We start from the raw sequence: 11,586 nt of genomic DNA, 5'->3' as shown, positions 1-11,586 counted from the left end.
CCGGTGACCCACGAGTTCCAGCCCCTGCACGACCCTGCCTTCCGCGGATTCGCCTCCGACAACTACTCCGGCGTGCATCCCGAGGTCCTCGCCGCGATCGCCGCCGCGAACGGCGGGCACCAGGTCGCCTACGGCGACGACGAGTACACGGCGCACCTGCACGAGGTCGTCGCGCGCCACTTCGGCGACCCCGTCGAGGTCTACCCGGTGTTCAACGGCACGGGTGCGAACGTCACGGCGCTCCAGTCGATGCTCCCCCGCTGGGGCGCGGTCATCGCCGCATCGACGGCGCACATCAACGTCGACGAGGGCGGCGCTCCCGAGCGGGTCGGCGGCATCAAGCTGCTGACGGTGCCGACGGATGACGGCAAGCTCACGCCCGAGCTCGTCGACCGCGAGGCGTGGGGCTGGGGCGACGAGCACCGCGCCCAGCCGCTCGTCGTGTCGATCACGCAGACCACCGAACTCGGCACCGCCTACTCGGTGGAGGAGATCCGGGCCCTCGCCGACCACGCCCACGAGCGCGGCATGAAGCTGCACATGGACGGTGCGCGCATCTCCAACGCCGCGGCCTCGCTCGGCGTGCCGCTCCGCGACTTCACCCGCGACGCCGGCGTCGACGTGCTGAGCTTCGGCGGCACCAAGAACGGGGCGCTGCTCGGCGAGGCCATCGTGGTGCTGAACCCCGAGTCATCCGAGGGCCTGAAGTACCTGCGGAAGCTCAACATGCAGCTGTCGTCGAAGATGCGGTTCGTGTCGGCGCAACTCATCGCGCTGCTCGACGGCGACCTCTACCTGCGAAACGCGGCCCACGCGAACGCGATGGCCCGCCGCCTGCGCGACGCGCTCGATGTCGGCATCGCCGCGGGCGAGCTGCCCGGCCTGTCGTTCACGCAGGAGACCCAGTCCAACGGCGTCTTCGCCGTGCTGCCCGCCGGCGTCGCCGACCGCCTCCGCGACCGCGGCTTCAAGTTCTACGACTGGGACGCCGCGCGTGGCGAGGTCCGCTGGATGTGCGGGTTCGACACCACCGAGGACGACATCGACGCGTTCGTCGCCGGCATCCGGGAGGAGCTCGCCCGCGCGTGACGGGCGGCGCTCGGGAATAGCCCGGCGGTCCATGCGTTGTCATGGATCAGGCCGATGGCGTCCCGTCCGAATCCGCACGATCCGAAAGGCGACGCCATGACCCTCACCGCCACCGGCCCCCGTCACGCCGACACCGACGCCCCCCTCATCGCCCCGCTCATCGAGCGCTGGAGCCCCCGGGCGTACGACCCCACGGCCGAGCTCACCGACGCCGACGTGCGCACCCTCCTCGAGGCCGCACGCTGGGCGCCGTCGGCGATGAACCTCCAGCCGTGGCGCTTCATCGTCGCCCGGCGCGGCAGCGAGAGCTTCACGCTCATCCACGACGCGCTCATGGGCTTCAACCAGGCCTGGGCCGACTCGGCCGCCGCGCTCATCGTCAACATCGCCGAGCTCACCGACGAGGACGGCAAGCCCCGCCCGTGGGCGAAGTACGACCTCGGACAGGCCGTGGCGCACCTGACCGTGCAGGCCCAGCACGACGGGCTCCACACCCACCAGATGGGCGGGTTCGACGGGGCGCGCCTGGCCGAGGCGTTCGACCTGCGCGAGGGCCTCGAGATCGTGTCGATCACCGCGGTCGGCAAGGTCGGCGACGCCTCGAGCCTGCCCGAGCCGCTCCGCGAGCGCGAGGTCGCCCCGCGCAGCCGCAAGCCGCTCGACGAGCTGGTCATCACCGCGGCCTGAGCGGCAGCCCGCGGCGTCAACGGCGTCAAGTGCGCGTGAAAACGACGAGCGCGCGAGTCCTTGACCACGCGCTCGACGCGAACCCGCGCACTCGACCTACGGCCGCAGCAGCACCTTGACGGCCCGGCGCTCGTCCATCGCGGCGTAGGCCTCAGCGGCCTCCGTCAGCGGCAGCTCGAGGTCGAAGACGAGTCCGGGGCGGATGGCGCCGGAGCGCACGTCGGGCAGCAGCTCGCCGATGTACCCGCGCACCGGCGCGACGCCGCCGTTCACGCCCACGTTGCGGTTGAACATCTGCCGGATCGGCAGCTCGGGGCCGCCGTTCGGCACGCCGACGTAGCCGACCATCCCGCCGGGTCGCGCCGAACGCAGCGCCTGGTCCATCGACTCCTTCGTGCCGACGCACTCGAGCACGCGGTCGGCGCCGATGCCGCCCGTGAGTTCCTGCACCGCCGCGACGCCCTCGTCGCCGCGTTCCTCGACGACGTGGGTGGCACCGAACTCCCGGGCCAGGGCCTGCCGGTCGGCGTGCCGCGACATCGCGATGATCGTCGTCGCACCGAGGCGCTTCGCGGCGATGATCGCGCACAGGCCGACCGCGCCGTCGCCCACGACCGCGACGGAGTCGCCCGGGCCGACGCCCGCCGAGACCGCCGCGTGGTGGCCGGTGCCCATGACATCCGACAGCGTCAGGAGGCCGGGGACCTCGTCGTCGGCGACCGGACCGGGCACGACGAACAGGGTGCCGTCGGCGAGCGGCACGCGCACGCGCTCGCCCTGGCCGCCGTCGGCGACGCCGCCGACCCGGTCGTCGCCGCCCCACCAGCTGCCCTGCAGGCACGAGGTGCTCACGCCGTTGCGGCAGTTCGCGCACGTGCCGTCGCAGACGTAGAACGGCGCGATCACGAAGTCGCCAGGCTGCACCTGACGCACGTCGGCGCCCACCGACTCGACGACGCCGACGAACTCGTGGCCGATGCGGTGCGGTTCGCGCGTGGGCGTCACGCCCCGGTACGGCCACAGGTCGGAACCGCAGACGCACGAGGCGACGACCCGCACGACGGCGTCGCCGCCGGTCGACAGCTGCGGGTCGGGCACCTCTTCGACGCGGATGTCACGGGCGGCGTGGATGACGGTGGCGAGCATGCGTGCGAGCCTACGCGCGGCATCCGTCAACCCCCTGCAAGCCGGCCCCGGGGGCACGTAGCGTCGCCGCATGACCGACGACACCCGACGAGACGACGACCGACGAGACGACATCCGCGACCGCGACCTCGTGGAGGGCCTCGAGCCGGGGGTTCGCGACACCGGAGCCGGGGTCGGCGAGTACCGCCCGGGCGGACGCACCAAGACGCCCGTGCACCTCGTCGTCGGCGCGATCCTCGTCGTGATCGGACTCATCGGCATCGGCCTGTACGCCTTCATGCCGCGGAGCACCCCAGTCGAGGGCGACGCCCAGGCCGACTACGTGCTGCAGGCGACCATCATCATCGGCGCCGCCGCGTTCTTCGGCGTCGGCCTGCTGCTGATCGTGCGCGGGCTGGTGCTGCGGCGCCGCGGCCGACGTACCTGACGCCGGCCGCGGGCCCGGTCACTCCTCGACGATCTCGGCGTCGATCACGTCGTGGTCGCCGCCCTGCGGGGCGTCGCCCGGTTCGGGCGCACGGGCGACCGTGAGGTGCTCGCCGCTCTCGTCGAGTTCGACCACGACCGTGTCGCCGTCGCGGATCTCGCCGGCCAGCAGGGCACGGGCGAGCCGGTCGGCCACCTCGGTCTGGATGAGTCGGCGCAACGGCCGCGCGCCGTACAGCGGGTCGTACCCGCGCTCGGACAGCCAGGTCCGCGCGTCGGGCGTGACGCCGACCTCGAGCCGACGCTCGTGCAGCCGCGCGGTGAGGCGATCGATCTGCAGGTTCACGATCTCGCCGAGCTCCTCCTCGGTGAGCGTCGAGAACACGACCAGGTCGTCGAGGCGGTTCACGAACTCGGGCTTGAACGCCTGGCGCACCGCCGCCATGACCGCGGCCTCCTTCTCCTCCCACGAGAGCGTGGGATCGATGAGGAACTGCGAACCGAGGTTCGAGGTGAGGACGAGGATGACGTTGCGGAAGTCGACCGTGCGGCCCTGGCCGTCGGTGAGGCGCCCGTCGTCGAGCACCTGCAGCAGCACGTCGAACACCTCGGGGTGCGCCTTCTCGACCTCGTCGAGCAGGATCACCGAGTACGGGCGGCGACGCACGGCCTCGGTGAGTTGGCCGCCCTGTTCGTAGCCGATGTAGCCGGGAGGGGCGCCGACGAGCCGGGACACCGAGTGCTTCTCGCCGTACTCCGACATGTCGATGCGCACCATCGCGTGCGCGTCGTCGAACAGCACCTCGGCGAGCGCCTTCGCGAGCTCGGTCTTGCCGACGCCGGTCGGGCCGAGGAACAGGAACGAGCCGGTCGGCCGGTCGGGGTCGGAGACGCCGGCACGCGCGCGGCGCACCGCGTCGGCGACCGCGCCGACCGCCCGCTTCTGGCCGATCACGCGACGCCCGAGCTCCTGCTCGAGGTGCAGCAGCTTCTCGGTCTCGCCCTGCATGAGCCGGCCGACGGGGATGCCGGTCCACTGGGCGATGACGGCGGCGATGTCCTCCTCGGTCACCTGCTCGTTCACCATGCGCGGCTCGTCGGGTGCCTGCTCGGCGCGCTCGGCCTCCTCGAGGTCGCGCTGCAGCCGGGCGATGGTCTCGTACTCGAGTCGTGACGCGGTGGCGTAGTCGGCCTCGCGCATGGCGCGGTCGCGCTGCGTGATGGCCTCGTCGAGCTCCTTCTTGAGCTCGCCGACGCGGTTCAGCGACATCCGCTCGCGAGCCCACCGCTCCTCGAGCTGCGCGAGGTCGCGCTCGAGGCCGACGAGCGTCTCCTGCAGGGTCGCGAGGCGCTCCTTCGACGCGTCGTCCTTCTCCTTCTTGAGGGCCAGCTCCTCGAGCTTCATGCGGTCGACCTGGCGCTTCAGCTGGTCGATCTCGACCGGGCTCGAGTCGATCTCCATCTTGAGGCGGCTCATGGCCTCGTCGATGAGGTCGATGGCCTTGTCGGGCAGCTGACGGGCCGAGATGTAGCGGTTCGACATGGATGCCGCGGCCACGAGCGCGGCATCCGTGATCGTCACCCCGTGGTGGGCCTCGTACCGGCCCTTGAGCCCGCGGAGGATCGCGACCGTGTCTTCGACGCTCGGCTCGCCGACGAACACCTGCTGGAAGCGGCGCTCGAGCGCGGCATCCTTCTCGATGTACTCGCGGTACTCGTCGAGCGTGGTCGCGCCGATGAGCCGCAGCTCGCCGCGGGCGAGCATGGGCTTCAGCATGTTGGATGCCGCGACGGAGCCCTCGCCGCCGCCCGCGCCCATGAGCAGGTGCAGCTCGTCGACGAACGTGATGATGCGGCCCTCGGCCTCGTTGATCTCCTTCAGCACGGCTTTGAGGCGCTCCTCGAACTGGCCGCGGTACATGGCGCCGGCGACCAGCGCGGAGATGTCGAGCGCGACGAGCTGCTTGTCCTTCAGCGAGTCGGCGACGTCGCCGGCCACGATGCGCTGCGCGAGCCCCTCGACGACGGCGGTCTTGCCGACGCCGGGCTCGCCGATGAGCACGGGGTTGTTCTTGGTGCGCCGGGTCAGCACCTGGCTGACGCGGCGGATCTCGGCGTCACGGCCGATCACCGGGTCGAGCTTGCCCTGGCGTGCGATCTCAGTGAGGTTGACGCCGTACTGTTCGAGCGCCGACTTCTGCTCCTCCTGCGAGCTCGGCGCGCCCTGCATGTTGGCCACGGAGTTCCCTTCGACAAAGTTGAGTGTACTACGCTCAACTCTCCCGGCGCGAGCGCTATTCCATCGAGTGTCCAACGGATGTCGCCCGCGGGACCCGGAAGCGGCATCCATCGGACACTCGCTCGACGCGGGGCGGGTGAGGCCGCGGACCGGCGACGCTGCATGCGACGCGACGGCCGGGCGGGCGGCCCGGCGGCGCGGCGTGCCGCCCCGGCTCAGTCGGACTCGCCGGGCGCGAGCCCGGCCTCCTCCTCGGTGACGCTCGCCTCCTCGGCGCGGGCCCGGTCGGCCGCGACCTCGCCGGCGCCCGCACGCGGGTCGTCCGCGGCATCCGACGCCTCGGCCGGGCCGCCGCCGACGAGGCCCGAGTGGTCCTCGTCGCGCCCGTCGTACTGCGCGTCGTCGTCCCGCGCGGCGTCCTGGTGCTCGCCCGGGACGCGCCGCCCGTCGGCACCCCCGGAGATGCCGTCGCCGAACGCGGCCTGCTGCCCCGCGCTCATCGCCGCGGCATCCGCTCGCCCTCGGTCTTCGCCCTCGCCGTGCATGTCCATCGTCGTCCTCCTCCTCGGTCGTGCGGCCAGCGTAGGCGCGACCGGCGGGCAGCGCACCGGGGTTGCGCGGGCGCGCCCACCCCTTCGCGAGAGGTCGGAATGCGCGCGGCACGGGTCACGTTGGGGCAGACGACGCAGGAAACCGAACGAGGAGGAACGGATGCCGCTGCAGGGCGAGTACGCACCGAGCACGTCGAAGTGGGCGCGCGACCAGGCCGAGACCTACGAGGCCAGCGGGGGTCGCGAGGGGACCGAATTGCGCGGGCGTCCCGTGATCGTGCTGACCACCGTCGGCGCGAAGAGCGGCAAGCTGCGCAAGACCGCCCTCATGCGCGTCAAGCACGACGGCGAGTACGCGGTGGTCGCCTCGCAGGGCGGCGACCCGGAGCATCCGGCCTGGTACTTCAACATGAAGCGGCAGCCGCACGTCGAGCTGCAGGACGGCCCCGTGAAGCGCGACTACCTCGCGCGCGAGGTCACCGGCGACGAGAAGGCGACCTGGTGGAAGCGCGCCACCGACGTGTGGCCCGACTACGACAAGTACCAGGCCAAGACCGACCGCGAGATCCCGCTCTTCGTCCTGACGCCGTTCGATCCGGAGGCCGACGCGTAGGAACCAGGTTCCCGCGCCGGAACCCGCGAATGGCGTGGTTCCGGCGCCGGAAGGTGGTTCCGCGGCGCGAGGGGCGCGGGCGCGGCCTCAGAGCCAGCGCATCGTGAACGCGCGAGCGAGCACCGAGCGCGCGGGCGGCAGCCCGAGCAGGCGCACCGACGCGTTCCGTACCCGCAGCCGCAGGCCCGTGACGGGCGCGCCCATGTGCATGTTGAAGGCGGCCTGCCGCATCGCGCGCGTCGCCGCGGCCCGTCGCGCGCGCTCGTAGCCGGCGAACGCGTCGAGCGGGGCGCCCGCGGCGAGCGCCGCGTCGAGCTCGTGGTCGAGGTGCTGCGCGGCGATCCACCCGAGGTTCATGCCCTGTCCGCCGATGGGACTGACCTCGTGGGCGGCGTCGCCGACGAGGGCCACCCGCCCGGCGGCGATCGGCGTGGCGAGGTGCTGCCGCGCGTCGAACGCGGTCGGCTCGCCGGCGGCATCCGTGTCGAACCCCTGCCCGGTGCGCGCCTCGACGATGGCGGCGACGGCGACGGCGTCGAGCACCGACGGCCGGCGCCGCACGCGCGCGACGTAGCGCCGCACGCCGCCCGGCATCGGGAACGACTCGACCACGCCGGTCGGCTCGAAGTGCAGCAGCGCGGTCTCGCGGGCGCCGGTGTCGTCGCGGGTGTCGCACATGACGTAGGTCGCGCCGCGGCCGCGCGGGCGCCAGCGCGCGTCGATGAGCGAGCGGATGCCGCTGCGCACCCCGTCGGCACCGACGACGTAGCGCGCCGGCACCGCGACCTCGTCGTCGCCCGCGGCACCCGTGACGACCACGTGCGTGCCGCGGTCGCGGAGCCCCGTGACCTCGACGCCCCGGCGCAGCCGCACGTTCGGCAGCTCGGCGAGGCGTTCCTCGAGCAGGGCCTCGACCTCGCGCTGCGGGAGCGACCGCACGAGCCCCGAGCGGGGGAACCGCATCGCGCCGAGCGTGCGTCCCTCGCACGTCACACGGCCCTCGCGGATCACCACGGCCCGGTCCCGCACGGCATCGCCGATGCCGGCGTGGTCGAGCACCTTGAGGCCGGGCGGGTGCACGCCGATCGCGCGCGAGGGCGAGCCGGGCGGGGGCGGGTCGGCGCGGCGTTCGAGCACGACGACGTCGCGCCCGCGCCGGCCGAGGAGGCACGCGAGCAGCAGCCCCACGGCGCCGCCGCCGACGATGGCGACGTCGTGGATGCGGGTCTCGGAGCGGTCGGCCCCGACGCGGTCAGTCATCGGCGATCTCGCTGCCCCAGACCAGTTCGAGGCGGGCCGGGAACCCGCGCTTCACGCGCCACCCGCGCGGGAGAGCGCGCGCGAGCTCCGGCGCGCTGTAGCTGCGCCGCACCGAGGTGAGTCCGTCGGCGCGGATGAACGACCCGCGGAAGAGCGTCGCCGCGAACGGCAGCGTCGCCGCCCAGAACGCCAGGTACGCGCCCCGGCTCCGCTCGATGTCGCCGTGCACCGCGATGCCGCCGCGCGCGACGAGCCGCTCGGTGTCGGCCAGCAGCGCGCCGAGCTCGGCGGGCGTGAGGTGGTGCAGCACGTGGTTCGACCAGACGACGTCGAAGGTCTCGCCCTCGGCGACGAGGTCGGCGGTCGTCGCCGTCCGCACCTGCAGGCGCGGCTCGGCGTGGCGCGACGCGTACCGCACCGCGCGCTCGTCGGGGTCGATCGCGAGCACCTCGAGGCGCAGCCCGTCGCGTTCGGCGAGCCGCAGGATCTGCAGCGGCAGGTCGCCGCCGCCCGCGCCCACGTCGAGCAGCCGCGAGGTCCGCGTCGGCGAGAGGTGCGGGCGCACCCACTCCTCGTACACCGCGGCGGGCCGCGACACGATGCGGTTCACGATCCCGAAGCGGCGGTACGTGCGGTCGAGCGCCTCGGGGTCCGCGGCGCGGTCGTCCATGAGTTCGACGGCGTGCTCGTCGCGGCGATCCAGGCTCGCGAGGGCGCGCAGCAGCCCCGGTTCGCGGGCGGCGGGACGCGGCATCCGTCAGCCCTTCACGGTGAGGAGCGCGGACTCGACGGTGAGGCCCGGCCCGAACGCCATCGCGGCGACCCGGTCGCCGTCGGCCGACGTCGCGCGGTCGAGGATGTCGCGGAGCACGAACAGCACGGTCACGCTCGACATGTTCCCGTAGTCGCGCAGGGTGGACCGCGCGGGCACGAGCTGCTCCTCGGCGAGCCCGAGCCGCGACTCGACCTTGTCGAGGATGCTGCGCCCGCCCGGGTGGATCGCCCAGTGGGCGACGTGCTCGCCCGCGGCATCCGTCGCCAGCGCCTCGGCCAGGTCGTCGTCGGGGGCGAACAGCGGCTCGAGCGCGCCGGTGATGTGGTCGTCGATGATCGACGGCACCGCGTTGGAGAGCACCATCTCGAAGCCGTGGTCGCCGATCTTCCATGCCATGTCGCCCTCGCCCACGGGCGTGATGCGCGTCTCGAAGCGGTCGAGCGAGAACCCCCGCTCGCCCGGCTCGTGCGGCCGGGCGGTGACGATGCCGGCGCCCGCACCGTCGGCGAACAGCGACGACGCGACGATGGTGTCGGGGTCGTTCGATGAGCGCAGGTGCAGCGTGCACAGCTCGACGCTCACGACGAGCACGACCGCGTCGGGGTCGGCCTCGCAGTACTGCTTCGCCGTGCGCAGCGCCGGCATCGACGCGTAGCAGCCCATGAAGCCCAGGTGGTACCGCTGCACCGCGGGGCCGAGGCCGAGTTCGCGCACGAGCATGTAGTCCGGTCCCGGTGCGTAGAAGCCGGTGCACGAGACGGTGACGACGTGCGTGATGTCGGATGCCTCGATGCCGGGCGTCGCCGCGATCGCGTCGCGGGCGGCCTCGACGTACAGCTTGGTCGCCTCGATCGCGTAGATGTCGTTGCGGGCCTTCGTCCCCGGCATGAGCAGGTCGCCGGTCTCGCGGTCGAAGAACACCGGGTCGCCGTCGACGTCGTCGAAGGTGAGCTCGTCGAGCACGGTGTAGCGGCGCTCGATGCCGGACACGTCGAACGAGGTCGCGATGATGCGCTGCGCGAGGCGGTTGAGCCCGGGCTGGGCGGCGAAGACGTCGCGGACGGCGGCCTGCGGCAGCTCGGTCCGCGGCACCACGGTCGAGAGTCCCCGGAGGGTCACTCCCGGGCTCATGCCGTCGTCCTCGGGTCGGTTCCTCGCTGCGGCATGGGTGCCCCCTCTCCCGCTTGCAGACTAACGAGCGGGTCGCGCACGGGTCTAGGGATCGCGGCCGGGAGTGTGCTGGGACCGCGCGCCGGCGATCCGACCGCCGTCGTCGGGGACCCGGGCATCGCCCGAGAGCCACCGCAGCCAGCGGGCACCCGGGTCGCGGTCGAGCAGCACGTCGCGGAACAGCAGCGTCAGCGGGATCGACAGGATGGCGCCCAGCGGACCGATCACGAAGGTCCAGAACACCACCGAGAAGAAGCTCAGCGTGAGCGACAGGTCGACCGTGTCGCTCACGAACTTCGGCTGCACGAGCACCTGCAGCACCACGTTCACGACCGAGTAGATCGCGATCACGGCGAGCAGGAGCGGCAGCCCGCCGACGACGAACGCGAGGACGGCCGGCGGCACCAGTCCGAGCACGAACCCGATGTTCGGGATGAAGTTGGTGACGAACGCGAGGATCGCCCAGACGACCGGCGCGGGCACCCCGAGGGCCCACAGCGCGAGCCCGTCGATGATCGCGACGATCGCGCCGAAGCTCGCGTTGACGACGTAGGTCGGCCCGCGTGTAGCGAGCGGCGTCGGCCGCCATGAAGATGACGTAGGCGAGCACGAAGAAGGCCGCGGTGGCGAAGCCGACCAGCCAGGCGCTGACGCGCGACGCGAGGTCGAGCAGCGCCGACGGGTCGAGGGCGGATGCCGCGGCATCCGTCACCTGCCCGCTCAGGCCGATCGCCGAGAGCCATCCGGCGAAGGATGCCGCGGCGGCCTCCAACTCGTCGAGCACGTCGGTCACGAGCACGCCGAATTCGAAGCCGGCGAACACCAGGAGGGCCGCGAGGGCGGCCAGGATCAGGTACGCGACCCCGACCACCGCAGTGGTCGCGAGCCAGTGCGGCCAGCCCCGGCGCTCGAGCGGATGGCGGATGGGGTGGACGATGATCACCAGCACGGCGGCGAGCGCGAGGGGCGCCACGATCTCGCGCGCGAACCACAGCGCGGCGAGCACCGCCACGACCGCGATCAGCGTGAGCATGCTGCGCGTGCTCGGTGACGGCTGCGCCGGAGCGCCCCTGGCGTCCACGAAACCACCCTAGAGGGGGGCCGGAGACCCGCGTGCCGAAAGTCCCGGAGCGTCGTGGGCTGCTGAGTAGTGTGACGCTCGAGGGAGCAGGTCTTCAGTCCCTCCTGACCGAGAGAAAGGCGCACCCCGTGGACTTCTGGAGCAACTTCTGGAACTTCGTGTGGATCTTCTTCTGGAGCTTCGCATTCATCGCCTACCTGTTCGCGCTCTTCGCGATCATCGGCGACCTCTTCCGCGACCACGAACTGAACGGATGGGTGAAGGCGATCTGGATCATCTTCCTCGTCTTCATGCCGTTCCTGACCGCGCTCGCCTACCTCATCGCCCGTGGCGACGGCATGGCCCGCCGCTCGGCCAAGCAGGCCTCGGAGGTGCAGGCCGCCACCGACCAGTACATCCGGCAGACGGCCGGGGCCCACAGCCCGGCCGACGAGATCGCCAAGGCCAAGGCCCTCCTCGACGCCGGCACGATCACGCCCGAGGAGTTCGAGTCGCTCAAGGCGAAGGCCCTCGCCCACTCCTGACCGGGACCCGAACGGCGCGGCCGGG

12 protein-coding genes and 1 pseudogene are annotated in these 11,586 nt (G+C 72.5%); 5 read left to right on the top strand and 8 right to left on the bottom strand.

Going from position 1 to position 11,586, the window contains the following annotated elements; genetic code table 11:
• The first annotated feature begins 3 nt into the window (after positions 1-3).
• Both M1L56_RS09340 and M1L56_RS09335 read left to right on the top strand, forming a co-directional pair.
• Complete coding sequence (locus M1L56_RS09340) at positions 4-1,089, top strand: low specificity L-threonine aldolase (RefSeq protein WP_248599012.1); 1,086 nt, start codon at positions 4-6, stop codon at positions 1,087-1,089.
• A 96-nt stretch (positions 1,090-1,185) separates the two neighbouring features.
• A complete protein-coding gene (locus M1L56_RS09335) occupies positions 1,186-1,776 on the top strand; it encodes a nitroreductase family protein (protein ID WP_248599011.1) in 591 nt (196 codons plus the stop codon).
• Positions 1,777-1,872: 96 nt separating this feature from the next.
• Here the strand turns inward: M1L56_RS09335 and M1L56_RS09330 are convergent, their stop codons facing one another.
• The gene (locus tag M1L56_RS09330; RefSeq protein WP_248599010.1) at positions 1,873-2,922 is read right to left on the bottom strand and encodes a zinc-dependent alcohol dehydrogenase family protein; all 1,050 of its coding nucleotides are present in this window, start codon (positions 2,920-2,922) and stop codon (positions 1,873-1,875) included.
• A gap of 70 nt (positions 2,923-2,992) precedes the next feature.
• Here M1L56_RS09330 and M1L56_RS09325 point away from each other — a divergent pair, with 70 nt between their 5' ends.
• Entirely contained in the window at positions 2,993-3,349 is a 357-nt protein-coding gene (locus M1L56_RS09325; RefSeq protein WP_248599009.1) for an alkaline shock response membrane anchor protein AmaP, read from the top strand.
• Positions 3,350-3,367: 18 nt separating this feature from the next.
• Here M1L56_RS09325 and M1L56_RS09320 read toward each other — a convergent pair whose 3' ends face one another.
• A complete protein-coding gene (locus M1L56_RS09320; RefSeq protein WP_248599138.1) occupies positions 3,368-5,578 on the bottom strand; it encodes an ATP-dependent Clp protease ATP-binding subunit in 2,211 nt (736 codons plus the stop codon).
• Positions 5,579-5,802: 224 nt separating this feature from the next.
• The gene (locus tag M1L56_RS09315) at positions 5,803-6,138 is read right to left on the bottom strand and encodes a hypothetical protein (protein ID WP_248599008.1); all 336 of its coding nucleotides are present in this window, start codon (positions 6,136-6,138) and stop codon (positions 5,803-5,805) included.
• Between the two features lie 160 nt (positions 6,139-6,298).
• On the opposite strand from M1L56_RS09315, the gene M1L56_RS09310 reads away from it, so the two are divergent.
• On the top strand, positions 6,299-6,751 hold the full coding sequence (locus M1L56_RS09310; RefSeq protein WP_248599007.1) for a nitroreductase family deazaflavin-dependent oxidoreductase: 453 nt from the start codon (positions 6,299-6,301) through the stop codon (positions 6,749-6,751).
• A gap of 87 nt (positions 6,752-6,838) precedes the next feature.
• Here M1L56_RS09310 and M1L56_RS09305 read toward each other — a convergent pair whose 3' ends face one another.
• The 5 genes and pseudogenes from M1L56_RS09305 to M1L56_RS15930 all read right to left on the bottom strand — a co-directional run.
• Positions 6,839-8,011, bottom strand: coding sequence for an NAD(P)/FAD-dependent oxidoreductase (locus M1L56_RS09305; RefSeq protein WP_248599006.1), 1,173 nt, complete (start codon positions 8,009-8,011; stop codon positions 6,839-6,841).
• Positions 8,004-8,765 (bottom strand): methyltransferase domain-containing protein, encoded by a 762-nt coding sequence (locus M1L56_RS09300; RefSeq protein ID WP_248599005.1) that lies wholly within the window; start codon positions 8,763-8,765, stop codon positions 8,004-8,006. The genes M1L56_RS09305 and M1L56_RS09300 overlap by 8 nt, the downstream gene beginning before the upstream one ends.
• 3 nt (positions 8,766-8,768) lie before the next feature.
• A complete protein-coding gene (locus M1L56_RS09295; RefSeq protein WP_248599004.1) occupies positions 8,769-9,917 on the bottom strand; it encodes a type III polyketide synthase in 1,149 nt (382 codons plus the stop codon).
• Positions 9,918-10,001: 84 nt separating this feature from the next.
• On the bottom strand, positions 10,002-10,439 hold the full coding sequence (locus M1L56_RS09290; protein WP_308198842.1) for an AI-2E family transporter: 438 nt from the start codon (positions 10,437-10,439) through the stop codon (positions 10,002-10,004).
• Between the two features lie 139 nt (positions 10,440-10,578).
• A pseudogene (locus M1L56_RS15930) lies at positions 10,579-10,989 on the bottom strand (AI-2E family transporter); the annotation flags it as partial.
• Positions 10,990-11,165: 176 nt separating this feature from the next.
• Between M1L56_RS15930 and M1L56_RS09285 the strand changes: the two are divergent.
• Complete coding sequence (locus M1L56_RS09285) at positions 11,166-11,561, top strand: SHOCT domain-containing protein (RefSeq protein WP_248599003.1); 396 nt, start codon at positions 11,166-11,168, stop codon at positions 11,559-11,561.
• The last annotated feature ends 25 nt before the right edge of the window (positions 11,562-11,586 follow it).

Origin of the sequence: Agromyces sp. C10, from assembly GCF_023217995.1 — a bacterium.
GTDB lineage: Bacteria > Actinomycetota > Actinomycetes > Actinomycetales > Microbacteriaceae > Agromyces > Agromyces indicus.
The sequence above is the reverse complement of the archived record's forward strand: the minus strand, read 5'-3'. Positions and strand labels throughout refer to the sequence as shown.

Coding starts and splice junctions, on each gene's coding strand:
- M1L56_RS09335 (WP_248599011.1), top strand. CDS start 1,186: ATGACCCTCACCGCCACCGGCCCCCGTCACGCCGACACCGACGCCCCC.
- M1L56_RS09330 (WP_248599010.1), bottom strand. CDS start 2,922: ATGCTCGCCACCGTCATCCACGCCGCCCGTGACATCCGCGTCGAAGAG.
- M1L56_RS09325 (WP_248599009.1), top strand. CDS start 2,993: ATGACCGACGACACCCGACGAGACGACGACCGACGAGACGACATCCGC.
- M1L56_RS09320 (WP_248599138.1), bottom strand. CDS start 5,578: ATGCAGGGCGCGCCGAGCTCGCAGGAGGAGCAGAAGTCGGCGCTCGAA.
- M1L56_RS09315 (WP_248599008.1), bottom strand. CDS start 6,138: ATGGACATGCACGGCGAGGGCGAAGACCGAGGGCGAGCGGATGCCGCG.
- M1L56_RS09310 (WP_248599007.1), top strand. CDS start 6,299: ATGCCGCTGCAGGGCGAGTACGCACCGAGCACGTCGAAGTGGGCGCGC.
- M1L56_RS09305 (WP_248599006.1), bottom strand. CDS start 8,011: ATGACTGACCGCGTCGGGGCCGACCGCTCCGAGACCCGCATCCACGAC.
- M1L56_RS09300 (WP_248599005.1), bottom strand. CDS start 8,765: ATGCCGCGTCCCGCCGCCCGCGAACCGGGGCTGCTGCGCGCCCTCGCG.
- M1L56_RS09295 (WP_248599004.1), bottom strand. CDS start 9,917: ATGAGCCCGGGAGTGACCCTCCGGGGACTCTCGACCGTGGTGCCGCGG.